This is a genomic window from Streptomyces sp. NPDC107500, assembly GCF_055582785.1.
This window is the reverse complement of record NZ_JBVJPF010000001.1, coordinates 806,870-830,514: the sequence shown is the minus strand read 5'-3', so window position 1 is coordinate 830,514 and position 23,645 is coordinate 806,870. Positions and strand designations below refer to the sequence as shown.

Genomic DNA, 23,645 nt, shown 5'->3' with positions numbered 1-23,645 from the left:
GGGGGGGCACCCCCGGAAAACACAGCACCTTCGACGAGGACTGGGCCCGCGTGGTCGCCGGCTACGGCCTGGCCGCGGTGGTCTACCTCTTCATCGGCCACGCCATCGCCAACCGCGTCGGCCGCCGCTGACCCTCAGACGCAGACGTCCCGGTCCAGACCCCGGCTGGTCGCGAGACCCGGGGGTCTGGGGGGCACCCCCGGAAAACACAGCACCTTCGACGAGGACTGGGCCCGCGTGGTCGCCGGCTACGGCCTGGCCGCGGTGGTCTACCTCTTCATCGGCCACGCCATCGCCAACCGCGTCGGCCGCCGCTGAGCATTCGTCTTCGACGAGGACCGACCGGGTACGGCGCCGCGGCGTGCTCAGACGCAGCAGTCCGGGTCCAGCCCTCTCGGCAGGTGGTCGCCGGAGAAGACCTGGCAGGTGGCCTCGTGGCCGCCGAGGGCGGCGACGGCCAGGAGCAGGGAGCCGGCCGTCCAGGTGGTGAGTTCGCGGGGCCAGATGGCCTGGTCCTCGAAGACGTAGCCCGTCCAGTACAGGCCGCTGTCCGGGTCGCGCAGGTGCTGGATGGACTGGAGGATCTCCAGGGCGTGGTCGGACTCGCCCACCGCCCACAGGGCGAGGGCGAGTTCGGCCGACTCGCCGCCCGTGACCCACGGGTTGGGCACGACGCAGCGCACGCCGAGGCCGGGGACGACGAAGCGGTCCCAGCTCTCCTTGATGCGGGACCTGGCCTCCGTGCCGGTCAGCGCGCCGCCCAGCACCGGGTAGTACCAGTCCATCGAGTACCGGCCCTTGTCCAGGAACCGCTCCGGGTGACGCCGGATGGCGTGCCGCAGCGCGCCCGCCGCCAACTCCCAGTCGGGCTGCGGCTCCTCACGCTGCTCGGCGATCGCCAGCGCGCAGCGCAGCGCGTGGTGGACGGAGGAGCTGCCGGTCAGCAGCGCGTCCTTGGTGGCCGTGCCGTCCTCGTCGCGCCGCCAGCCGATCTGCCCGCCGGGCTGCTGGAGCCGCAGCACGAACTCGACCGCCGCGTGGACGACGGGCCACATCCGCTCCAGGAACATGTCGTCGCCGGTGGCGAGGTAGTGGTGCCAGACGCCGACGGCGACGTAGGCGACGAAGTTGGTCTCCCGGCCCCGGTCGGTGACGTCGGCGAAGTCCCCGTCGGCGTAGGCCGCGTACCAGGAGCCGTCCGCGTTCTGGTGCCGGGCCAGCCACGCGTACGCCCGCTCGGCGGCCGCGTGCTCGTCGGCCGCGTCCAGGGCCATCGCCGCCTCGACGTGGTCCCAGGGGTCGAGATGGTGCCCGCGGAACCACGGGATCGCCCCGTCCTCGCGCTGCACGGCGAGGATGCCGCGGACGGTCCCGGCGGCCTCGGCGTCGGTGAGGACGCCGGGCAGGACGAGGTGCTCGGTGCGGGGCGTGCGAGGACCGCGGGGCGATGTCACGCGGCGTCCACCGGCGGCAGGTGGGGCTTGGTCGCGTACGCCACGAAGCTCTTGCCGATCAGCGGGTTCAGCGCCTGCTCGGCGACCCGCGTCGCCAGCGGCTTCTTCATGATGTCCCAGACCAGCAGCTTGTGGTACGCCCGCACCGGCAGCGCCTTGTCGTTGTCGACGCCGAACGCGCACTTCAGCCACCAGTACGGCGAGTGGAGCGCGTGCGCGTGGTGGCTGCCGTAGGGGCGCAGACCGGCCTCGCGGATGCGGGCGAGCAACTGGTCGGCCTTGTAGATGCGGATGTGGCCGCCCTCGACCTCGTGGTACGCGTCGGAGAGCGTCCAGCAGACCTTCTCGGGGCCGTAGCGCGGGACGGTGACGGCGATGCGGCCGCCGGGCCTGAGCACCCGGACCATCTCGGCGAGGACGCCCTTGTCGTCGTGGATGTGCTCCATCACCTCGGAGATGATGACCACGTCGAAGGACTCGTCGGGGAACGGCAGGGCCAGCGCGTCGCCCTCCATCGCGGTGGCGGTGGCGCCGGCCGGTGCCTCGCCGGCCTCCTCCATCGCCGCGAACCACTTGGCGACCTCGCGGATTTCCTCGGCGTTCCGGTCCAGCGCGACGACTCGGGCCCCGCGCCGGTAGCACTCGAACGCGTGCCGGCCGGCGCCGCAGCCGAGGTCCAGTACGCGGTCGCCGGGGGCGAGCGGGAACCGGGAGAAGTCGACGGTCAGCACGTGGCCCTGCTTTCGGGGTAGACGCCGGTGTCACTGGTGGTGGTCGGGGTCGCGGGGGCGGGCGCCGGGGCGGCCCGGTCGGGGCCGACGGCCTCGCGGTAGCGGGCGACCGTGCCCTCGGCGGCGCGGGCCCAGGTGAAGTGCCGCAGCACGCGCTCGCGTCCGGCCGCGCCGAGCCGCACCCGCAATTCCCGGTCGCCGAGCAGCCGGTTCAGGCCGGCGGCCAGCGCGTCCGCGTCGCCCGGCGGCACCGCGAGGCAGGTCTCCCCGTCGGGTCCGGCGACCTCCGGGACGGCCCCGCCGGTGGTGGCCAGCAGCGCCGTGCCCGTCGCCATCGCCTCGGCGGCCGGCAGTGAGAACCCCTCGTACAGCGACGGCACGCACGCCACCTCCGCCGACCGCACCAGGTCGACGAGTTCGGCGTCGGAGATGCCCTTGACGAACTCGACGGCGCCTTCGAGGCCGTACCGCTCGATCGCCTGGGCGACGGGTCCCTCCGCGGGCCGCTTGCCGACGACGACGAGGTGCGCCCGCGGGTGCTCGGTGCGGGCCTTCGCCAGCGCCTCGACGAGGAAGACCAGGCCCTTGAGCGGCACGTCCGCGCTGGACGTGGTCACGATCCGGCCCGGCACCCGGGGCACCGACGGGTCGGGCGAGAACAGGTCGGTGTCGGCGCCGATGTGGACGACGTGGATCCGGTCGTCCCGTACGCCGAGGTGGTCGACGATCTCCTGGCGGGAGGTGCCGGAGACGGTGAGCACGGACGGCAGGCGGCGCGCGACGCGCTTCTGCATGCGGGTGAAGGCGTACCAGCGGCGCACGGAGTACCGGCGCTTCCAGCCGTCGGCGGCGTCGAGTTCCAGTTGCCGGTCGACGGTGATGGGGTGGTGGATGGTGGTGACGAGGGGCGCGCCGACGTCGCCGAGCAGTCCGTACCCCAGCGTCTGGTTGTCGTGCACGACGTCGAAGTCGCCGCGGCGGGCGCGCAGATGGCGGCGGGCGCGCAGCGAGAACGTCAGCGGCTCCGGGAATCCGCCGGTCCACATCGTGCCGACCTCGAGCGCGTCGATCCAGTCGCGGTACTCGCCGCGGCCCGGGGTGCGGAAGGGGTCGGGCTGGCGGTACAGGTCGAGGCTGGGCAGCTCGGTGAGGGAGAGCCGGTCGCCGGCCGCGGGGTCCTCGTCCAGGACCGGATAGGGCTGGGCGCCGACGACCTCGACGCGGTGGCCGAGGCGGGCCAGTTCGCGCGAGAGGTGGCGGACGTAGACGCCCTGGCCGCCGCAGAACGGGTTCCCCTTGTAGGTGAGGAGGGCGATGCGGAGCGGTCGCAAGCCGTCGGCGGCGGGCTCCGGACGGGGACCCGTCCCACTGGCCTCAGCGGTCACTCCCGGGCCCCCTTCTCACTGCACTGTCCCGCGACACTACGCCGGGACGTTAATCTAGAACAAGTTTCAGACTTGATCGTCAGAGGCTCCGAATCTACCGGCAGGTAGCGGAGCTGGGACGAGTGGATCAGGTGATTCACGCCACGGCGCGGCACTCCGCCGGGCTACCGTGCCGGACGGACGTCGGGGAGAAGGTGACCAAGGTGGACAACCCGGAAGCGGAAGCGATTGCTCCGCAGCGCCGCTCCCCCTCCCTCGCCCCTTCCCCGCCGCTCACCGAGCGGCAGCGGGAGCGCCGCCGCCGCATCCTGCGCGCGACCGCCCGGCTGGCCTGCCGGGGCGGCTTCGAGGCGGTGCAGATGCGCGAGGTCGCGGAGTCGTCACAGGTGGCCCTCGGCACGCTGTACCGGTACTTCCCGTCCAAGGTGCATCTCCTGGTCGCCACCATGCACGACCAGTTGGAGCGGCTGCACGGCACCCTGCGCAAGAGCCCGCCGGCCGGCGACACGGCCGGTGACCGGGTGGCCCAGACCCTGATGCGGGCCTTCGGCGCGCTGCAACGCGAACCCCGGCTGGCCGAGGCGATGGCCCGCGCCCTGACCTTCGCCGACCGCAGCGTCTCCCCGGAGGTCGACCAGGTCTCCCGGCAGACCACGGCGATCATCCTGGACGCGATCGGCGGCATGGAGGACGCGACGCCCGCCCAGCTCTCCGCGGTCCGCGTCATCGAACACACCTGGCTCTCCACCCTGATCACCTGGCTCGCCGGCCGTGCCTCCCTCACCCAGGTACGCGTGGACATCGAAACGGTCTGCCGCCTGCTCGACCTGGCGGAGACCGGACCGGGGCGGCCGGCGGCGCACGTGTGACACCGGCCCGACCGGCGCCGCGCCGGCCGGCGCGGCAGGGGCCGAACATTGCGATCCCGCGCACCCGCCCCGCTCCCCCGTCCGGCCGCCCCTCGGCCCGCGCGCCCCGGGCGGGTAAAGTGGCGGCGTCGTCATCACCCGTACGGGGGGAAGCCGGTGCAATTCCGGCGCTGACCCGCAACCGTGAACCGCCCGCGCCCGCCCAGGGACCTCCGCGGACGGCCAGCCGGAATGCCCCGCGCGGACGTGACCGGCTCACGTGCCCGGCGCCCGCCGGAGCACGGGCACCGTCGAGGCATACGGGGCCGAGCCGCCGGGGGTGCCCCGTGCTGCCCGGTCCCGCACAGGGAAAGGCACCCGCCGATCATGAACGTCCGCCGTCGAGGCAGCGCCGCGGTCCTGGCCGCCGCAGCAGTGATCGGCGCCGCCGCCGCGCCCGCGGTCGCCGCCGACCCCTCTCCGTCAGCCTCCGCGTCCCAGCCGCCGGCCCTGTTCGGCACCGGCGACCCCCAGTTCGACGGCGTCTGGCGCCAGTCGTTCGCGCTGCTCGCGCAGGACACCGTGGGCGTGATCCCTTCGTCGAAGGCCGTGGAGTGGCTCACCGGCCAGCAGTGCGCGAACGGCTCCTTCGCCCCGTACCGTGCCGACCCCGCCAAGGCGTGCGACGCCAAGACCATGGTCGACACCAACCAGACCGCCGCCGCGGTCCAGGCACTGTGGGCCGTCGGCGGACACGGTGACGTCGTCGAGGACGCCCTCGAATGGCTGAAGTCCGTGCAGAACAAGGACGGCGGCTGGGGCTACGCCCCCGGCGGACCCAGCGACGCGAACTCCACCTCCCTCGTCATCGGCGCCCTGACCGCCACGGAGACCGACCCCACGAAGGTCACCAAGGGCGGCAAGTCCCCGTACGACGCCCTGCTGACGTTCGCCCTCCCCTGTTCCAAGGACGACGGCGCCTTCGCCTTCCAGCCCGACAAGGACGGCAAGCTGCTCCCCAACGCCGACGCCACGGCCGCCGGCGTCCTCGGCTGGCTCGGCAAGGGCCTGGTCACCGGGCCCGGCAAGAAGGCGGCCGCCGCCACCTGCGCCGACGGGCCCGACCGTGCGCAGGCCGCCGCGAACGGCGCGGCGTACCTCGCGACCGCCGTCGGCAAGGACGGCCACCTCAAGTCCGCCCTCGGCGGCTCCCCCGACCAGCCCGACTACGGCAACACCGCCGACGCGGTCGTCGCGCTCGCCGCGCAGGGCGGCGCGGACAAGGCGGCCGAGCCGCTGGCCTGGCTGGAGAGGAACGCCGCGAAGTGGGCGAAGGAGAGCGGCCCGTCCGCCTACGCCCAGCTGATCTTCGCCGCCCACGCCACGGGCACCGACCCCCGCGACTTCGGCGGTACGGACCTGGTGGAGGGGCTCAACGCGACGGGGCCGGCACCCCAGGGAGCGAGGACGGGCGACTCCGCCACGGCGAGCGACCGGGCCGCGGACGAGAACGAGAAGGAGGACAACGACGACTCCGGCTTCGGCGTCTGGTGGTTCGTCGGCGTCTGCCTGGTCTTCGGCATCGGCATCGGCTTCCTGCTCAGCGGCCGCAACAAGAAGCGGCAGCCGTGACCCGCCGCGTCGTCCTCCTCTTCCTGGCCGCGTTCCTGCTGATCGGGAGCGCGGGTCAGGCGCAGGCCGCCGGGTACCGCTACTGGTCCTTCTGGGACCGCGACGGCGACCAGTGGGTCTACGCCACCCAGGGTCCGTCCCTCACCCGCCCCTCGGACGGCGACGTCCAGGGCTTCCGCTTCGCGGTGAGCGCGAACTCGGACGACGCGGCCAAGCCGCGCGGCGCCGCGGACTTCGCGTCGATCTGCGCGAGGACCCCGGCCGAGGACGGCAGCAAGCGGGTCGCCCTCGTCCTCGACTTCGGTACGGCGGCCGACGCGCCGTCCGGCGAGACCCCGCCGCCCCGGCGCACGGCCTGCGCGCAGGTCGCTCCGGACGCCACGACGGCCGACGCCCTGGCCGACGTCGCGGGCCCGCTCCGGTACAACACCAGCGCGCTGCTGTGCGCGATCGGCGGCTACCCGAAGTCGGGCTGCGGCGAGCAGGTGTCGGGACAGACCAGCCCGACGGCCGGCGCGTCGCCGGGGCGGCGGGCCGAGGAGGACGGCGCGGACGAGGACGGCGGACCGTCCGTCGGCCTGATCGCGGGTATCGCGGTGGTCGCGGTCCTGGCGGGGGCGACGACGTGGCAAGCGAGGCGGCGCAGAAATGCCGGCGACTGACCCCGAAGCCACCGGCCCCACACCGCCCGGGGACCCCCGCCCCACCCAGCCTGCCCCCGGCCACCGGCGCACCGCCACCGCGCCACCCCGGTTCGGCGCACCCACCCCCCACCGGGGCTCCACCCCCCTCCACCCCGGCGCCTGGTGGCTCTGGGCCCTCGCCCTCGGTACCGCCGCCACCCGCACCACCAACCCCCTCCTCCTCGCCCTCCTCGTCGCCGTCTCCGCCTACGTCGTGATCTCCCGCCGCCCCCACGCCCCCTGGTCCCGTTCCTACGGCGCCTTCGTCAAGCTCGCCCTGGCCGTCCTCGTCATCCGCCTCCTCTTCACCACGGTCCTCGGCTCCCCCATCCCCGGCACCCACACCCTCGTCACGCTCCCCGAAGTCCCGCTCCCCGACTGGGCGCAGGGCATCCGGCTGGGCGGCCGGGTCACCGCCGAGGGCCTCGCCTTCGCCCTGTACGACGCGATGAAGCTCGCCACGCTCCTCATCTGCGTCGGCGCCGCGAACGCCCTCGCCAACCCCTCCCGCCTCCTCAAGTCCCTCCCCGGCGCCCTGTACGAGATGGGGGTCGCCGTCGTCGTCGCCCTCACCTTCGGGCCGAACCTCATCGCCGACGTCCAGCGCCTGCGCGCCGCCCGCCGCCTCCGGGGCCGCCCCGACAACGGCGTACGCGGCCTGCTCCAGGTCGGACTCCCGGTACTGGAGGGCGCCCTGGAGCGCTCCGTCGCCCTCGCCGCCGCGATGGACGCCCGCGGCTACGGCCGTACCGCCCAGGTCCCCACCGCCGTCCGCCGTACCACCGCCGCCCTCACCCTGGGCGGCCTGCTCGGCGTCTGCGCGGGGACGTACGGGCTGCTGACCGCCGCGGGCGGCACGTACGGCATCCCCGTCCTCGTCGTCGGCCTCGCCGCCGCGCTTGCGGGCCTATGGCTCGGCGGGCGGCGCACGGTCCGCACCCGCTACCGCCCGGACCGCTGGGACGCCCGCGCCTGGCTGGTCACCGGCTCCGGCGTGGCGGTCGCGGCGGCGCTGTTCCTCGCCGCCGCCCGCGACCCGGCGGCGCTGCACCCGGGCGTGGTCCCGCTGGTCGCGCCGTCGCTCCCGCTGTGGCCGGCCGCCGCGATCCTCGTCGGCCTGCTCCCGGCGTTCGTCACCCCCGCACCCGAGACCGCCGCGAAGGAGCCGTCGTGATCCGCTTCGAGAACGTGTCGGTCACGTACGACGGAACGACCCGACCAGCCATCCAGGGAGTGGACTTCGAGGTCCCGGAGGGCGAACTGGTCCTCCTCGCGGGCCCGTCCGGCGTCGGCAAGTCCACCGTCCTCGGCGCGGTCGGCGGCCTCGTCCCGCACTTCACCGGCGGCACGCTGCGCGGCAGGGTCACCGTGGCCGGCCGCGACACCCGCACCCACAAGCCGCGTGAACTGGCCGACGTGGTCGGCACGGTGGGCCAGGACCCGCTCTCCCACTTCGTGACGGACACCGTCGAGGAGGAGCTGGCCTACGGCATGGAGTCACTCGGCCTGGCCCCCGACGTGATGCGCCGCCGGGTCGAGGAGACCCTCGACCTGCTGGGCCTCTCCGACCTCCGCGCCCGCCCCATCGCCACGCTCTCCGGCGGCCAGCAGCAGCGGGTCGCCATCGGCTCGGTACTCACCCCGCATCCCGACGTGCTGGTCCTGGACGAGCCGACGTCCGCCCTGGACCCCGCCGCCGCCGAGGAGGTCCTGGCCGTCCTCCAGCGCCTCGTGCACGACCTCGGTACGACGGTCCTGATGGCCGAGCACCGCCTGGAGCGGGTCATCCAGTACGCCGACCAGGTCGTGCTGCTCCCGGCCCCGGGTGCCGCGCCGGTGCCCGGCGCCCCCGCGGACGTGATGGCCGTGTCCCCGGTGTACCCGCCGGTGGTGGGCCTGGGCAGGCTGGCCGGCTGGTCCCCGCTGCCGCTGACGATCCGCGACGCCCGCCGCCGCGCGGCCCCGCTGCGGGAACGGCTCGCCGGCCGCCGGATCCCGGAGCACACCCCGCCGACGGCGGTACTGCCCGCACCGCCCGCCCTCGGCGCCGCCCCCCGCCGCCGGCGGCTCCTCGGCGCCAGGGCCCCGCGGCCGACCGCCGCCCCCACCGCGGCCCCGTACGCCGCCGAGGTCCGCTCCCTCGCCGTGCGCCGCGACCGCGTCCAGGCCCTGCGCCACATCGACCTGACCGTCTCCCCCGGCGAGACCGTCGCCCTGATGGGCCGCAACGGCGCGGGCAAGTCGACGCTCCTGTCCGCGCTCGTCGGCCTCGTCGCCCCGTCCTCCGGCACGGTCCGGGCGGGCGGCGCCGTGCCGCACCGCACGGCCCCCCGCGACCTCGTACGCCGCGTCGGCCTGGTCCCCCAGGAACCGCGGGACCTGCTGTACGCCGACACGGTCGCCGGCGAGTGCGTGGCCGCCGACCGGGACGCGGACGCGGCGCCCGGCACCTGCCGCGCCCTGCTAACCGAACTGCTCCCCGGCGTCACGGACGACACCCACCCCCGGGACCTCTCGGAGGGACAACGCCTCACCCTCGCGCTGTCCGTGGTCCTGACGGCCCGCCCTCCCCTCCTCCTGCTGGACGAGCCGACGCGCGGCCTGGACTACGCGGCGAAGGCCCGGCTGGCCGGCATCCTGCGCGGCCTGGCGGCCGAGGGGCACGCGATCGTGCTGGCCACGCACGACGTGGAGCTGGCCGCCGAGCTGGCCCACCGGGTGGTGCTGCTCGCCGAGGGCGAGGTGATCGCCGACGGCCCGGCCGCGGACGTGGTGGTGGCCTCCCCGTCCTTCGCGCCGCAGGTGGCGAAGGTCCTGGCCCCCCGCAAGTGGCTCACGGTCGCGCAGGTACGGGAGGCCCTGGCATGACCGGCAACGGCACCGCCCCCCGCGACCGCCAGGCCCGCGCCGTCCGCCTGGGCCCCCGCTCGGTCGCCGCGCTGATCCTGGTCAGCGCCGTGGGCGTGGCCGGCTTCGGGTGGCCCTTCCTTGCCCCGCCGGACGCCTCCCTCAACGCGCACGCCCAGGACGCGCCGTGGCTGTTCGCGGGCCTGCTGGTGCTGCTGGTGGCCGTGGTGGCGGCGACGATCTCGGAGTCCGGCCTGGGCCCGAAGGCCGTGGCGATGCTCGGCGTCCTGGCGGCGGCGGGCGCGGCCCTGCGCCCCATCGGCGCGGGGACGGCCGGTCTGGAGCCGATGTTCTTCCTGATGGTCCTCAGCGGCCGGGTCCTCGGCCCGGGCTTCGGCTTCGTCCTCGGCTCGGTCACGATGTTCGCGTCCGCGCTGCTCACCGGCGGGGTGGGGCCGTGGATGCCGTTCCAGATGCTGGCGATGGGCTGGTTCACGATGGGCGCGGGGCTGCTGCCCGGCCCCGACCGCCTGCGCGGCCGGACGGAGCTGCTCATGCTGGCCGCCTACGGTTTCCTGGCCGCCTTCGCCTACGGCACGGTGATGAACCTGGCGGGCTGGACCTTCATGAACACCCTCGCCTCGAACATCGCCTTCGACCCGGACGCGTCGGTCGCCTCCAACCTGGCCCGCTTCCTCGCCTACTGCCTGGCCACGTCCCTCGGCTGGGACGGCGGCCGCGCCGCGATGACGGTCGTCCTGACCCTCACCCTGGGCCCCCCGATCCTCAGGGCCCTGCGCCGCGCCACCCGCAGAGCGGCCTTCGAGGCCCCGGTCGCCTTCGAGGACCCCGAGAAGGGCTGACGGCGACCAGGTTCGCGAGACGGACCGGGCGGGGACCGGTCGTCTGGCCGGCGGCGAAGCTCAGCCGGATGCCGTCCGGAACCGCCGCCGGTACTCCGTAGGGGTCGTGTCGAGGCGGCGGCGGAAGGCTCTGACCAGCGTGTCGACGGTGCCGAAGCCACAGGTGGTGGCGAGACGCTCCAGGGTCGCGTCGGTGGATTCGAGCTGGTGGCGGGCCGCCTCGACGCGGGCGGACTCGATGTAGGCGTGCGGGGTCGTGCCGAGTTCGGTCTTGAAGATGCGGGTGAGCTGGCGGTCGCCCACGTGGAGGCGGGCGGCGAGGTCGGCGACGGTGAGCGGTTCGGCGAGGTTGCGCATGATGTGGTGGCGCAGCTCCTCGACGCGCCGGGTCGTGGAGACCTGTTCCAGCGGGACGCTGAACTGGCTCTGCCCGCTCGGCCGTTTCAGGTACATCACCAACTGCCGGGCCACGCGCAGCGCCACCGCCTCACCGAGGTCGTCGGCGATGAGGGCCAGGGAAAGGTCGAGGCAGGCGCTGATACCGGCACCGGTCCACACATCGCCCTCGCGAATGAAGATCGGGTCGGCGTCGACCTCGACCTCAGGGTGATCGGCGGCCAGCTGCTGCGCCGTCGACCAGTGGGTGGTGGCGCGCTTGCCGTCGAGGAGTCCGGCCGCGGCGAGGATGTGCGCCCCCACACAGACGGACGTGACCCGTCGGGTCCGCCCGGCCAGTCGCCGCACCCGCTCCACCACTGCCGGGTCGGTGCGCGGGTGGACGCCGCGCTGATCGTCGACCCGCACCGCGCCGGGCACGATCAGGGTGTCGATGCTCCGCTCGGACAGTTCGTCGAAGGTGACGTCGGGCAGGATCCGCACCCCTGCCCCGGTGGTGACCGGGTCCATGGTCTCCGCGGCGAGGACGACGTCGTAGCCCGCCGCCTCGTGCGTCTCCCGGCGCGCGAGGGAGAACACCTCCGGCGGTCCGGTGACGTCGAGCAGGTCGACGTCCTCGAAGAGGAAGATGACGATCAGCCGTCCGACGGTGTTCACGGGACCCCCACGCTCGGCAACACCCACACCGACACCCATGTCGGTATCTGCATGTTAGACGACATTGCCGACACCGCAGGTGGGCCGTAGCGTCGTAGGCGCAGGTCATCGCGGTGATGAACTGCCCTACCAGCTCTACTACTTGAGGCGGTTTCCCATGCCCAGAACCACGCTGCGCCAGCTCAACGGCTTCGACGACACCCCCGCGAAGCTCGCCGGCTCGACCCTGGTCCTGATCGACTACCAGAACACCTACACGACCGGCGTCATGGAACTGGACGGCTGGCAGGACGCGCTCGACGCCGGCGCCCGGCTCCTGGCGCGGGCCCGTCAGGAGGGCACGAAGATCGTCCACGTCGTCAACGACGGCGGCGAGGGCACCCCCTACGACATCCGTGCCGAGATCGGCGCCATCCACCCGAGCGTGGCACCGCTCGACGGTGAGCCCGTGGTCGTCAAGAAGGCGCCGAACGCGTTCGTCGGTACGGACCTCGACCAGCACGTCGACGCCGCCGGCAACACCGACCTCGTCCTCGCCGGCTTCATGACGCACATGTGCGTGGCCTTCACCGCCCAGGGCGCCTTCCTGCGCGGCAACCGCCCCACCGTCGTCGCCGACGCGTGCGCCACCCGCGCGCTGCCGGTCGCAGGCGCCGAACTGGACGCCCGTCAGGTGCACGACAGCGCCCTCGCCACCATCGCAGACCTGTACGGGGTCGTCGTTCCGTCCCAGAAGGAGATCTCCTGATGAAGCTGCCCCGTCCGGCCGTCGCACTCGCCGCCGCCGTCCTTTCCGTCACCGCCACGGCGTGCGGCGGTGAGTCCGAGGCCGCCACCGGCAAGGGCGAGCCGTCGGCCTCCGCCACCACCGCGACGAACGTCGCGAAGGACACGACGACGCTGCGGCAGCTCAACAAGTTCGACGAGACGCCGGCCACGCTCTCCGACGCGACGCTCATCCTCGTCGACTACCAGAACACCTACACCTCCGGTGTGATGGAACTCGACGGCTGGAAGCCGGCCGTGGACAACGCCGAAGCGCTGCTGAAACGGGCCCGGAAGGCCGGCACCCCGGTCATCCACATCGTCGACAAGGGCTACGACCTGAAGTCGGAGGCGGGCCGGATCATCCCGGCGCTCAAGCCGGCCAAGGGCGAGCCCGTCGTCGAGAAGAGCGTCCCGAACGCGTTCCACGGCACCGATCTCGCCGAACAGGTCAAGAAGGCCGGCAACAAGAACGTCATCGTCGCCGGCTTCATGACGAACATGTGCACCCTGTTCACCGCTCAGGGCGCGTTCCTCAACGGCAACGCCCCGACGGTGGTCGCGGACGCCTCCGCGACCCGGCCGCTGCCGCTGAAGGGCAAGCCGAACGGCATTCCCGCGGAGCAGGTCCACGAGGCGGCCCTCGCCACGGTCCAGGACCTCTACGGAGTCGTCGTGCCGTCGCAGAAGTCCCTGACCTGAGGTTTCACCCCACCCCACCCCACCCTGAACTCCCCCACCTTGGGATCCCCCCACCCTGAACTCCCCCCACGCTGTTTCCCCCCACATCGCCAAAAGGCACTTCACTCACTGAAGAAAGCAGAACAACGGGGCATGGCAACACGTAGAGGTTTTCTGGGTACCGCGTCGGCCGTCGGGGCGGCAACGCTGTTCACCGGCCAATCGGCCTCCACCGCCTCGGCGGCCACAGCGGGAGTCACCGCGACCGACGAGAAGGCGGCACGCGACGCGATACGCGCCGTCAACGCGAAGATGCGCGCCAACTACGCGACGCTCAAGAGCGAACTGACGACGCAACTCAGTCCCGTCATCGTCGTTTCCAACAACGCGGTCGGCGGACGCTTCACCCTCATCAGCAACGGCAAGCAGGTCGAGACCGTCGACCCGGTGCCGGAGTACTTCGAACTGGCCAAGTCGATCGCCCACGTCCCCTTGGGCGTCTTCTCGGTGCTCGCCGCCTACCTCAGCGACCGGGTCCCCAACATCCCCAACGCGGACCGCATCGACCCGCACGACCTCGACATGGTCGTCACCAAGGCGCCCGGCGACAAGGGCTGGATCACCCCGCTGAACGCCTTCAAGACCGCACTCCAGTCGGCACACACCAGGCTCGGCACCGCGAACCTCCCCCTGGACCTGGAGAACTCCTGCGACAAGATCCTCGGTGAGGCCGTCAAGTTCATCGACGCCTCCGTCGCGGCCGAGTCGTTCGACATGGTGTCGTTCAACCGGTTCGCCGCGACGGTCTACCCGGCCATCCGCGTCAACATGACCTTCGCCGCCACCGCGCAGATCACCGGCATCGAAGGCCTCATGAAGCGGTGGCGCACGCTGATCGGCGAGAAGGCGTGGAGCGACCTCTACGTCACCGTCCTGTCGATCTGGACCACGGCCGAGCTGAACCAGGCGTCCATCATCATCCGCCGCACCATGAACCAGGCGAAGGTGGGCACCCACCTCATCGATCTGCCGACCGTGGAGACCCCCTCGGACCCGATCCTCGTCGCGCTCGACAACCTGGCCCGCATCGTGCAGGACAACGTCGCCGCCGAGATGGTCTTCAACACCGACCTCAAGGTCGCGGACGCCCTCAAGGGCAAGGAGGACCTGCTCTCCGACGAGATCCTCCAGCAGATCGGCGGCATGGCGCCCACCGCCAGGACCGCCGCCCTCGGTACGGCGGCGGCGACGGCCGGCGCCTGCCCGATCACGGGACGCACCGCGGCGGTGTGATCACCGGGGGGAGGGACGACAGGGCTTCCGCATGATCTGACCAGACCCGGTCAACTTTTCTGTTCGAATTATCGTCTTCGCACGTGCACCAGCCGTGCACCCCGATGACGCCGAACGGAAACCCCGACCGTGGTCCCTGCCGAACTCACCGTCCTCAGGCCCGATCGGCGTCAGGAGAGACGCGCGAGCGATGCCCTGCGTGCCTTCGGGCACCGGCATCGCGTGCCGTTGCTCGCCACGCTGCCCATCATCCCGCTCTACGCGGTGTGGTGGGTGTTTCTCGCCACCGGCGGGGGCGATCTCGCCGCCCAGCAGGCGTGGGCGGACTTCGCCTCGCGGCACGGGGGTTCGGCGTACGGGCTGTTCTGGTACGGCGGGATGCACTCCGCCAACTACAGCGTCATCTCGCCGTACTTGATGGCCCTGCTCGGGGTGCGCACGGTCACCCTGGTCGCCGGCCTGGCCGCCTCCTGGCTGACGGCCGTGCTGATCGTGCGGTGCGGGGTGCGCCGCCCGCTCGGGCCCGCGCTGCTCGGGTCGCTCGCGCTGTGGTGCAACGTCGCCTCGGGCCGGACCACCTTCGCGCTCGGCGTCGCCTTCGCCGTGGCCGCCTGCGTGCCGCTGGTCCGGGAGCGGAGGCTGTACCTCGCCGCCGGGTACGCGGCGCTGGCCACCCTGGCCTCGCCGGTGGCCGGGCTGTTCCTCGCCGTGGTGGGGGCCGGGTACCTGATGGTGCGGGACTGGGGGCGCGCGCTCGTGCTCCTCATACCCCCGGCCGCCGTCGTCGGGCTGACGACGCTGCTCTTCCCCTTCAGCGGGGAGCAGCCGATGCCGGCGGACCGCATAGGGCCGCCGGTCGCGCTCGGCCTCGCCGTCACCGTGCTGGCCCCGCGTACCTGGCGGGTCGCCCGGTGGGGCGGGGCCGTCTACGCGATCGGCACCGTACTGACGTACCTCGTCGCCTCGCCCGTCGGGACGAACGTCGAACGGTTCGCGGAACTGTTCGCTCCCGCCGTGCTGTGCGCGGCCCTGCTCCACGGCCCGCCGCCGCCCGTGACCGCCCGGCTGCGGCGCTTCGCGCGCGGGCTGCTCGCCGTCGCGCTCGTCTTCTCGGTCGGCTGGGTGGGCAAGAAGACCGCCGACGACCTGCGGGAGTACACCGTGGTGCCCGCCTGGGCGGCCGAGACGGACGGGGTCGTGCGGGCGCTGGAAGGGCTGGGCGCCGACCGTACGCGGGTGGAGGTGGTGCCCGCCCGCGACCACCGCGAGGCCGCCCGGCTCGCCCCGCACGTCAATCTGGCCCGGGGCTGGAACCGGCAGCTCGACGTGGAGCGCGCCCGCCTCTTCTACGACGGCAGCTTCTCCGCGGCCACCTACCGGTCCTGGCTGGACCACTGGGCGGTCGGTTTCGTCGTCCTCCCGCTCGGCAAGCCGGACGGCCCGGCCAGGGCCGAGGCGGCACTGGTGCGCGACCCGGACCTGCGGCCCGACTGGCTGGAGCCGGTCTGGCAGGACCCCCACTGGAGGGTCTACCGGGTGCGGGACGCCGTACCGCTCGTCTCCGCCCCCGGCACCGTCGTGAGCAGCACCGGCGTCGACCTCGTGCTGCGGGTGGACCGGCCCGGCGCGGTGACCGTGCGGGTCGCCTGGTCGCCGTGGCTGCGGTCCGACGGCGGCTGCCTCGCACGGGACGGCGACTTCACCCGGCTGACCGTCGAGGCGCCGGGTGAGTACCGGCTCAGCTCCCGGTACGGTCCTTCGCCGGGCTCGGCGGATCGCTGCTGACCCCTTCCGAAGCGGCCCCGGACTCGGGCGTGTTCGCGGTGACCGCCGCCGCCGTGAGGGTCCTGGCCCGCGGGCCCTGGAACAGGTAGGTCAGGCCGAAGCCCGCGGCGACCACGGCCGCGCCGCCCACCGCGTCCAGGAGCCAGTGGTTGCCGGTCGCCACGATGGCCGAGGCGGTGAAGAGGGGGTGGAGCAGGCCCAGCGCCTTCATCCACATCCTCGGCGCGATGATCGCGATCGCCACGCCGCACCAGAGCGACCAGCCGAAGTGCAGGGACGGCATCGCCGCGTACTGGTTGGTGAGGTGCGTCAGGGTGCCGTAGTCCGGCTTCGTGAAGTCCTGCACGCCGTGCACCGTGTCGATGATGCCGAGCCCCGGCATCAGCCGCGGCGGGGCCAGCGGGTACAGCCAGAAGCCGACCAGGGCCAGCAGGGTGGCGAAGCCCAGGGAGGCACGGGCCCAGCGGTAGTCGACCGGACGGCGCCAGTACAGGACGCCCAGGACCGCCAGCGGGACGACGAAGTGGAACGACGTGTAGTAGAAGTCGAAGAAGTCCCGCAGCCAGCCGACCTTCACCACCGCGTGGTTGACGGCGTGCTCGATGTCGATGTGCAGGAAGCGCTCGATGTCGAGGATCTGCCACCCGTGCTCCTCGGCGCGGGCCCGGCCCGCCGAGTTGCTGCCGCCGGTCGCCGCGAGGCGGACCTGGGAGTAGGCGGCGTACGTGACCCGGATGAGGAGCAGCTCCAGGAGCAGGTTCGGGCGGGTGAGGACCCGGCGCAGGAACGGAAGCAGGGGGACGTGCTTGAAGCGGGTCGGTACCGCCGGGGCGTGGCTCGTCGGGACCGGCATGTCGAAGTACGGCGACGTGCGGGGCAGGAAGGGCACGGCGACGGCGGCGGCCAGCGCCGCGAGCAGGACCACGTTGTCGCGCAGCGGGTAGAGCGCGGCCATGTTCGGCAGCATCATCTTGGCGGGCAGCGTCATGACCAGGACGACGGCGACCGGCCACACGTACCGGTCGGAGGCGCGCTTGCCGACCCGGCCGACCAGGGCGGGCAGCACCCACAGCAGCTGGTGCTGCCAGGTGGCCGGGGAGACCACGACGGCCGCGCAGCCGGTCACGGCGACCGCGAGCAGCAGCTGGCCGTCGCGGGCGTAGCGCACGGCGCGGCGCAGGGCGAGGCCGGCGACGGCCGCGCCGAGGACGAGGAAGAGGACGATCTCCAGCGGGCCGGAGAGCCCGAGCCGCAGCAGGGCACCGTGCAGTGACTGGTTGGCGAGGTCGTCGGCCTCGCCGCCCAGGCCCACGCCGGCCATGTGGTGCACCCAGTAGGTGTACGAGTCCTGCGCCATCGCCGCCCAGGCGACGGCGGTGCAGGCGACGAACGTGACCCCCGTGGACACGGCGGCGCGTCTGCGGTCGGTGAACCACAGCAGGGGGACGAAGAGCAGGACGGTCGGCTGGAAGGCCGCGGCGACGCCGATGAGGACGCCGCCGATCCGGTCACCGTGCGCGCCGCGCACCGCGAAGCAGCCGACCAGGACGAGCAGCACCGGGATGATGCTGGTCTGGCCGAGCCACAGCGCGTTGCGCACCGGCAGGGACAGCATCAGCAGGCTGACGGCCACGGGCGCCGCCAGCAGCGCCGTACGGCGGCCGACGGGCTGCGGCAGGGCGCGGGCGGCGACCAGGCCGAGGGCCACGACCAGCAGCAGCGAGCCGAAGGTCCAGCCCCAGCCGAGGGCCTGTTCGGCGGCGCGGGTGAAGGGCTTGAGGACGAGGCCCACGAATGGGGTGCCGGTGAACTGCGTGGATTCGTACAGCGACCCCTTCACATGCAGGACGCCGTGCTCACCGACCCAGGTCTCCAGGTCCGTCAGGCGTTCGCCGCGCGGTGTGCCGAGCACCGCGGCCAGCTGCCGTGCGGCGAGGACGGCGGCGATCAGCCACAGGCCCAGGCGCGCGGCGCGCAGCCTTGCTCTGGTCGCGTCGGCGGCCGACGCTCCGAAGGACTCCGCCGGTCGCCCACTGTGCTCCGCATTCGCCACGCCTCGTCGGCCTCCCGCCCCGTAGAACCGCCCGTACCGCGCTCGTGTACGCAGTGTGTCTTTCCTGCGAACCCTATGAGGCTCGCACCACCCCCGGGAGGAGACGCAGGCAGCCCCCGATCAACCTGACCGCCGTCCGCGATTGGTTCCGCTTTTTCCGGGACGTTTTTCGCGAGAAGGATCACAGGTCACGGCGTACACGGTGGTCCGCGGCGCGCGGACGTCCCTGCATGTACGCCGTTTTGGTGCACAGTGCAACGAAAAGCATACCGGGCGTAAGTGGCGGATCAGCGCCTATGGTCGCTTTTCTGCCCGTGGCCGAGTGCCGCGGGCAGCTTTTCGGCCCGGCGACAGCGCCGCCGTACGGGTCGTGGCGTCCCTGTCCCCGTCGAAAGGTAGGCGAGCGAAGTCTTGTCGGCCGCCCACGTCGCCACCGCGTCGTCCCCCTCGGTCTCCTCGTCCGCTTCCGCGTCCGCGCCGCCTTCCGGCGCCGAGCCCACTGTCACCGATCCCGCGCTGGTCAGGCGTGCCGTCAAGGCGGCGGCGCTCGGCAACGCGATGGAGTGGTTCGACTTCGGCGTCTACAGCTACATCGCCGTGACGCTCGGCAAGGTCTTCTTCCCCTCGGGCAACCCGACGGCACAGCTCCTGTCCACCTTCGGTGCCTTCGCGGCCGCCTTCCTGGTCCGGCCGCTCGGCGGCATGGTCTTCGGGCCGCTCGGGGACCGGGTGGGGCGGCAGAAGGTGCTCGCCCTGACGATGATCCTCATGGCGGCGGGTACGTTCGCGATCGGGCTGATCCCGTCGTACGCGACGATCGGCGTGTGGGCGCCGGTGCTGCTGCTGGCCGCGCGGCTGGTGCAGGGGTTCTCGACGGGGGGTGAGTACGCGGGCGCGTCCACCTTCATCGCGGAGTACGCCCCGGACAAGCGGCGCGGGTTCCTCGGGAGCTGGCTGGAGTTCGGCACGCTGGCCGGGTACATCGGCGGTGCGGGTCTGGTGACCCTCATGACGGCACTGCTGTCGGACGGCGACCTCACTTCCTGGGGGTGGCGGATCCCCTTCCTGATCGCCGGGCCGATGGGCATCGTCGGGCTGTATCTGCGGATGCGGCTGGAGGAGACGCCGGCGTTCGCGGCCGAGGTGGCGAAGGCGGAGAAGAAGCGGCCGAAGGTGCCGCTGCGGGAGATGATCACCGGGCAGTGGCGGGCGCTGCTGCTCTGCGTCGGCCTGGTGCTGGTCTTCAACGTCACCGACTACATGCTGCTGTCGTACATGCCGAGCTACCTGACGAGCGAGCTGAAGTACGACGAGACGCACGGGCTGCTCGTGGTGCTGGCCGTGATGGCGCTGATGATGGTCGTCCAGCCGTTCGCGGGCGCGCTGACCGACCGGGTCGGACGGCGCCCGGTGATCGCCGCGGGCTGCGCGGGGTTCCTGCTGCTGTCCGTCCCGGCCCTGCTGCTGATCCGCGAGGGCAGCCTGCTGGCCGTCGGGCTGGGGATGGCCGCGCTGGGGCTGCTGCTCGTGTGCTTCACGGCTTCGATGCCGTCCGCGCTGCCGGCGCTGTTCCCGACGCGGGTGCGGTACGGGTCGCTGTCGATCGGCTTCAACATCTCAGTGTCCCTCTTCGGCGGGACGACGCCCCTGGTGGTGACGGCGCTGATCGGGGCCACGGGGGACATGATGATGCCCGCGTACTACATGATGGCGGCGGCCGTGATCGGTGGCGTCGCGGTGTGGTTCATGACGGAGTCGGCGGGCCGCCCGCTGCCGGGCTCGGCACCGTCGGTCGCACCGACGACCGACGCCCGCTGACGCCTGCGGCGCCTGGGCGGGTTGGTGAGGGTGCGCGTAGCGCTTCTCGTTCGGTGACGGGCCGGGGCCGAGCGCGGCTTTCCCGCTGTTGCACGTAGTTTCAGGAATCGCGTACCTGAGGAATGTCCGTCCCTCCCGAGAAGAGGGTGGCGGCGTGGGTGCACGCGGGGTCTTCGCAGTCCGTGCAGGGCGGAGTCGTGTCCGCGGCAGCGAGCAGTTCCGTGCGCAGGGAGCGGATCCGGGCCTCAACGGGGTTGCCCGGCGGTTCGTTCAGCATCGCGCATCAGTCCTTCCATGAGGAGTTGCCTGCTGTTGCGGCAGAAGACGGTCTCCGTGATGTCCAGCCGTCCGGTCTCGAAGTACTTGTTGGCGGGCTGCCCGCCGCGGCAGTAGGCGAAGAGGTCGCATTCGGCGCGACAGGCGTCGATGCCCGCGAGTGCCTCGGCGACCCACGGGGTGTCCTCGGCCCGTGCCAGGCAGCCTGCCAGGCCGTGCTCCCGCACGTCGCCGACCGTGAAGCGGCCGTGGCGCGGCGAGGAGAAGCCCGCAAGGTCCGGTGCGACGGGAACGACCTGCCCGTCCCAGGTGACCATCGGCAGCGGATCGACCGGCTGCCCCGCCCACTGCCCGGCCGTGCCGGCCAACTCCGCCCTGATGTAGCGGCGGGCGTGCTCCACGTCGCGCAGGCGCATGCGGGGGTCCGCCCGCCCGCAGGCGGACAGGGCGGCCCAGAAGTCCGCCACGTTCCCGTCGTCGCGCACGGCCCGGGTGTTGAGGCCCTTGTGTTCCATGAGGTTGACGCCCAGCACGCGGCAGCCGAGATCCGTGAACCAGCGGTGCAGTTCGGCCGCCCGGTGCGGGGTCGGGTCGGACACGACGGCTATGGCGCCGAAGGCGATGCCGTGCTTCTTGAGCAGCGCGATACCGCGGAGTGCACGGCCGGTGGTGTCCAAGCCGCGGCGGTCGGCCCGGTCGCCCGGGCCGGGGCCGTCGACGCTGACGGAGACCTCGATCCCCCGCTCGCGGAACAGCCGGCACCATGCCTCGTCGATGAGCGTGGCGTTGGTCTGCACGGCATGCCGTACGGGATGGCCGCGGCCGGGAGGGAACCGGTCGAGCAGCGCCGCCAGGCGGGACACGCCGGTGGCGAGCGGCTCGCCGCCATGCCACAGCACGGTGACCGGGTGGCGCTCCGACCAGGTGCCGACGGTCCGCGCGACGGCGTCGGCGACCTCGTCGGACATGTGGCGGTCGAGGCTTCGGGCGGGCAGGTAGCAGTAGCCGCAGTCGAGATTGCACAGCGGGGTCGGCTGGAGGAGGACGAGGGAGCTGGTCCTCGCCGGCCGGGCCGGCAGCGGGGGCGGCGTCATCGTTCGCCGGTTTCCCCGGGCGGTGCCTCTTCCTCTCGGTGCCCGGCGGCGTCGAGGAATCTCAGCGTCTCGCTCTCGCCGTGGCGGTCGGACAGCTCACGGTAGAGGTGCAGGGCCTGGAGGTGCGCCTCTACGGCCTCTTCGCGGCGGCCCGCTCGCCCCAGGGTGACGCCGAGGGCGTGGGCCGCGATCGCCCGGCCGTGCCGGTTGCCGAGAGCCGACTGCTCCCGCAGCGCGATCCCGTGGGCGTCGACGGCCTCGTCGAACCGGCCCAGCGCGGAGAGAGCGGCACCGAAGTCGTTCCACGACGTGGCGAGGCGTTCGCGCTCCCCCAGTTCCTCGAAGACCGCGCGGGCGGTGGTGTGCGCCGCCAGGGCCTCCTCCGGGCGCCCGGTCTCGCGGAAGGCGCGCCCCAGGTTGTTGCGCGCCGTGGCCTCGCGGGACCGGTCGCCGACCGAACGGAACATCGCGCAGGCCCGGGAGAGGGCGACGACCGACTCGTCGAACCGGCCGAGCTTGAACAGGGCGCGACCGCGGTTGTTCCAGGTGGACGCCTCGACCCGAGGGTCCTTGACCGCGTGCGCCAGTTCACGGGCGCGTTCGTGGGCCTCGATCGCCTCGTCGAACCGGCGCGCCTCGGTGAGGGAGACTCCCAGCATGTCCCAGACCTTCCCCTCCCCGAGCCGGTCGCCGCGCTCCCGGTGGATCCCGCAGGCGCGGGTGTGCGCCGCGATCGCCTCCGTGAGCCTGCGGTTGTTGCGCAGGGCGAGACCGAGATAGCTCCACGCCCGGCCCGCGCCGGAACCGTCGCCCAGCGCGAGCGCCGCCTCGGCCGCGCACCGGTAGACCGACACGGCGTCGTCGAAGTACCGCCGCCAGTTGAGATACCCGAAAAGGCTCAGGGCCAGTCCCAGTCCGGCCCGGGCGTGCACCGGGTCGGCAGCCCACAGAGCCGCGGAGATGAGGCCGGTCCGTTCGCGGTCGAGCCAGCTCAGCGCCTCCTCCCGGCCGCCGAACCCGGGGGACGGGGCACTGCCGGGCAGGTGCTGCACGTACCAGTCGGCCGCCTCGGTCCGCCGCCCGTAGTGCGCCAGCAGCCGGGCCCGTGCCGCGGTGCCCTCCGCGCGCAGCGGCTCCGCCCGCGACGCCTGGTCCTGGGCGTAGGCGCGGACCAGGTCGTGCATGCTCCAGCAGCCCCGCACGCTGCCGGGGGCGACCAGATGGGCGCGCACCAGGATGTTCAGCTCCCGCCGGGGCGGAGCGTCGGCGCCGGACAGCACGGTGAGCGCCTCGTCGCTGGTCTCCAACCCCGGTGCGAGCGCCAGGAGGCGGAAGAGGCGCGCGGGTTCCGGGCCGAGGCGGCGGTACGACAGGTCGAAGGCGGCCCGCACCCCGCGCTCGCCGTCGTCCAGGTGGTCCAGGACGGTGGCGGAGTCGGCCAGCTCTGCCACCAGTTCCGCCACCGGTTTGCCGGGATCGGAGATGAGCAGCGCGGCCGCGATCTGCAACGCCAGCGGCAGCTGCCCGCACAGCTCGCACAGCGCCTCGGCCGCGTCGGGGGCGTCCAGGACGCGCGGGTCGGCGGGGGCGGCGGTGCGCAGCGCCGCGCGCAGGACGTCCCGCGCCACCTCGGGCCGGAGGATGTCGAGGTGGAGCAGATGGGCGCCGAGCTGCGGCAGGGTGTCGCGCGAGGTGACGAGCACCCGGTGCGCGGGGTGACCGGGCAGCAACGGCCTGACCTGACCGGGGTGCGAGGCGTTGTCCACCACGATCAGCACCCGGCCGCCGGTACGGGCCCGCTCGGCGAGGATCGAGCGGTAGAGCGCGGCACGCTCGTCCAGCGTGCTCGGCACATGTGCGGCCGCCACTCCCAGGGCACGCAGCAGGGCCTCCAGGAGCTGCTCGGGTCCCGCGGGCGTCTCGTCGTAGCCGTGGCAGTCGACGAACAGGGCGCCGGCCGGGAACCAGCCGCGTTCACGTGCCGTGTGAGCGGCCCGCACGGCCAGCGCGGTCTTGCCCACACCGCCCAGACCGGCCACCGCGGTGACCGGCACCGGCGTACGGGGTGCACCCTCGGGGGCCAACGCCGCGAGCAGCGAGGCCAGTTCGTCCTCGCGCCCCGTGAACTCCGCCGCCGTCGGCGGAAGCGCGTCCTCTACGTGAGGCATGGGTCCGTAGTGGTGGTGATGCTCCACCTTCTTCCCGACCACCTCGCCCCGGAACGTGCCGTTGCTGAAGTCGATCCCGTCCCCGCCGTACGTGTCCCCGCTCACCCGGCTCATCCTGCCCCAGCCTGGGGAACACGCCCACGAAAACGTCCGGCACGCCCCCGCCGCACGGCATATCTTCGTCAGCGCATCTACTTAGGAAGACTAACGACGCAC

18 protein-coding genes and 1 riboswitch are annotated in these 23,645 nt (G+C 73.0%); of the genes, 11 read left to right on the top strand and 7 right to left on the bottom strand.

The window, feature by feature from the left end; translation table 11 throughout:
- Positions 1-365 precede the first annotated feature (365 nt).
- The 3 genes from ACZ67M_RS03615 to ACZ67M_RS03605 are packed head-to-tail and all read right to left on the bottom strand — an operon-like array spanning position 366 to position 3,570.
- Complete coding sequence (locus ACZ67M_RS03615; protein WP_469849421.1) at positions 366-1,454, bottom strand: prenyltransferase; 1,089 nt, start codon at positions 1,452-1,454, stop codon at positions 366-368.
- A complete protein-coding gene (locus ACZ67M_RS03610) occupies positions 1,451-2,185 on the bottom strand; it encodes a class I SAM-dependent methyltransferase (protein ID WP_114532740.1) in 735 nt (244 codons plus the stop codon). Before ACZ67M_RS03610 ends, ACZ67M_RS03615 begins: the two co-directional genes overlap by 4 nt.
- Complete coding sequence (locus tag ACZ67M_RS03605; RefSeq protein ID WP_392008881.1) at positions 2,179-3,570, bottom strand: glycosyltransferase family 4 protein; 1,392 nt, start codon at positions 3,568-3,570, stop codon at positions 2,179-2,181. The genes ACZ67M_RS03610 and ACZ67M_RS03605 overlap by 7 nt, the downstream gene beginning before the upstream one ends.
- Positions 3,571-3,773: 203 nt before the next feature.
- On the opposite strand from ACZ67M_RS03605, the gene ACZ67M_RS03600 reads away from it, so the two are divergent.
- From ACZ67M_RS03600 to ACZ67M_RS03575, 6 genes are all read left to right on the top strand, one after another.
- Positions 3,774-4,439, top strand: a complete 666-nt coding sequence (locus ACZ67M_RS03600; protein WP_361355528.1) for a TetR family transcriptional regulator — start codon at positions 3,774-3,776, stop codon at positions 4,437-4,439.
- 147 nt (positions 4,440-4,586) lie between these two features.
- A riboswitch (cobalamin riboswitch) is annotated at positions 4,587-4,650 on the top strand.
- Between the two features lie 155 nt (positions 4,651-4,805).
- Positions 4,806-6,050, top strand: coding sequence for a prenyltransferase/squalene oxidase repeat-containing protein (locus tag ACZ67M_RS03595; RefSeq protein WP_469849419.1), 1,245 nt, complete (start codon positions 4,806-4,808; stop codon positions 6,048-6,050).
- Complete coding sequence (locus ACZ67M_RS03590) at positions 6,047-6,712, top strand: SCO2322 family protein (protein WP_361355292.1); 666 nt, start codon at positions 6,047-6,049, stop codon at positions 6,710-6,712. The genes ACZ67M_RS03595 and ACZ67M_RS03590 overlap by 4 nt, the downstream gene beginning before the upstream one ends.
- Positions 6,699-7,907: an energy-coupling factor transporter transmembrane component T gene (locus ACZ67M_RS03585; protein WP_469849418.1), complete on the top strand. Its 1,209-nt coding sequence runs from the start codon at positions 6,699-6,701 to the stop codon at positions 7,905-7,907. Before ACZ67M_RS03590 ends, ACZ67M_RS03585 begins: the two co-directional genes overlap by 14 nt.
- On the top strand, positions 7,904-9,601 hold the full coding sequence (locus ACZ67M_RS03580) for an ABC transporter ATP-binding protein (protein WP_469849416.1): 1,698 nt from the start codon (positions 7,904-7,906) through the stop codon (positions 9,599-9,601). Before ACZ67M_RS03585 ends, ACZ67M_RS03580 begins: the two co-directional genes overlap by 4 nt.
- Positions 9,598-10,443, top strand: coding sequence for an ECF transporter S component (locus tag ACZ67M_RS03575; RefSeq protein WP_469849414.1), 846 nt, complete (start codon positions 9,598-9,600; stop codon positions 10,441-10,443). Before ACZ67M_RS03580 ends, ACZ67M_RS03575 begins: the two co-directional genes overlap by 4 nt.
- Positions 10,444-10,503: 60 nt before the next feature.
- Here ACZ67M_RS03575 and ACZ67M_RS03570 read toward each other — a convergent pair whose 3' ends face one another.
- Positions 10,504-11,496 carry a GlxA family transcriptional regulator gene (locus ACZ67M_RS03570; protein ID WP_361355285.1) on the bottom strand — a complete coding sequence of 331 codons (993 nt, stop codon included), beginning with the start codon at positions 11,494-11,496 and terminating at the stop codon, positions 10,504-10,506.
- A 157-nt stretch (positions 11,497-11,653) separates the two neighbouring features.
- On the opposite strand from ACZ67M_RS03570, the gene ACZ67M_RS03565 reads away from it, so the two are divergent.
- From ACZ67M_RS03565 to ACZ67M_RS03550, 4 genes are all read left to right on the top strand, one after another.
- Positions 11,654-12,244: a cysteine hydrolase family protein gene (locus ACZ67M_RS03565; RefSeq protein WP_392235002.1), complete on the top strand. Its 591-nt coding sequence runs from the start codon at positions 11,654-11,656 to the stop codon at positions 12,242-12,244.
- The gene (locus tag ACZ67M_RS03560; RefSeq protein WP_392235004.1) at positions 12,244-12,963 is read left to right on the top strand and encodes a cysteine hydrolase family protein; all 720 of its coding nucleotides are present in this window, start codon (positions 12,244-12,246) and stop codon (positions 12,961-12,963) included. Before ACZ67M_RS03565 ends, ACZ67M_RS03560 begins: the two co-directional genes overlap by 1 nt.
- Positions 12,964-13,095: 132 nt before the next feature.
- Positions 13,096-14,235 carry a hypothetical protein gene (locus tag ACZ67M_RS03555; RefSeq protein WP_469849411.1) on the top strand — a complete coding sequence of 380 codons (1,140 nt, stop codon included), beginning with the start codon at positions 13,096-13,098 and terminating at the stop codon, positions 14,233-14,235.
- Positions 14,236-14,364: 129 nt separating this feature from the next.
- Positions 14,365-16,020, top strand: a complete 1,656-nt coding sequence (locus tag ACZ67M_RS03550) for a hypothetical protein (RefSeq protein ID WP_361355277.1) — start codon at positions 14,365-14,367, stop codon at positions 16,018-16,020.
- On the opposite strand, the gene ACZ67M_RS03545 is transcribed toward ACZ67M_RS03550, so the two are convergent.
- Positions 15,974-18,073 (bottom strand): bifunctional glycosyltransferase 87/phosphatase PAP2 family protein, encoded by a 2,100-nt coding sequence (locus ACZ67M_RS03545; protein ID WP_469849409.1) that lies wholly within the window; start codon positions 18,071-18,073, stop codon positions 15,974-15,976. The genes ACZ67M_RS03550 and ACZ67M_RS03545 overlap by 47 nt on opposite strands.
- 411 nt (positions 18,074-18,484) lie before the next feature.
- On the opposite strand from ACZ67M_RS03545, the gene proP reads away from it, so the two are divergent.
- On the top strand, positions 18,485-19,891 hold the full coding sequence (gene proP, locus ACZ67M_RS03540; protein ID WP_450730963.1) for a glycine betaine/L-proline transporter ProP: 1,407 nt from the start codon (positions 18,485-18,487) through the stop codon (positions 19,889-19,891).
- 245 nt (positions 19,892-20,136) lie between these two features.
- Here the strand turns inward: proP and amcB are convergent, their stop codons facing one another.
- Together amcB and ACZ67M_RS03530 are read right to left on the bottom strand one after the other, a co-directional pair.
- Positions 20,137-21,261 carry a cyclophane-forming radical SAM peptide maturase AmcB gene (amcB, locus tag ACZ67M_RS03535; protein WP_469849407.1) on the bottom strand — a complete coding sequence of 375 codons (1,125 nt, stop codon included), beginning with the start codon at positions 21,259-21,261 and terminating at the stop codon, positions 20,137-20,139.
- Complete coding sequence (locus ACZ67M_RS03530; RefSeq protein ID WP_469849406.1) at positions 21,258-23,534, bottom strand: ATP-binding protein; 2,277 nt, start codon at positions 23,532-23,534, stop codon at positions 21,258-21,260. Before ACZ67M_RS03530 ends, amcB begins: the two co-directional genes overlap by 4 nt.
- Positions 23,535-23,645 lie beyond the last annotated feature (111 nt).

Coding starts and splice junctions, on each gene's coding strand:
- ACZ67M_RS03595 (WP_469849419.1), top strand. CDS start 4,806: ATGAACGTCCGCCGTCGAGGCAGCGCCGCGGTCCTGGCCGCCGCAGCA.
- ACZ67M_RS03585 (WP_469849418.1), top strand. CDS start 6,699: ATGCCGGCGACTGACCCCGAAGCCACCGGCCCCACACCGCCCGGGGAC.
- ACZ67M_RS03575 (WP_469849414.1), top strand. CDS start 9,598: ATGACCGGCAACGGCACCGCCCCCCGCGACCGCCAGGCCCGCGCCGTC.
- ACZ67M_RS03565 (WP_392235002.1), top strand. CDS start 11,654: ATGCCCAGAACCACGCTGCGCCAGCTCAACGGCTTCGACGACACCCCC.
- ACZ67M_RS03560 (WP_392235004.1), top strand. CDS start 12,244: ATGAAGCTGCCCCGTCCGGCCGTCGCACTCGCCGCCGCCGTCCTTTCC.
- ACZ67M_RS03555 (WP_469849411.1), top strand. CDS start 13,096: ATGGCAACACGTAGAGGTTTTCTGGGTACCGCGTCGGCCGTCGGGGCG.
- amcB (WP_469849407.1), bottom strand. CDS start 21,261: ATGACGCCGCCCCCGCTGCCGGCCCGGCCGGCGAGGACCAGCTCCCTC.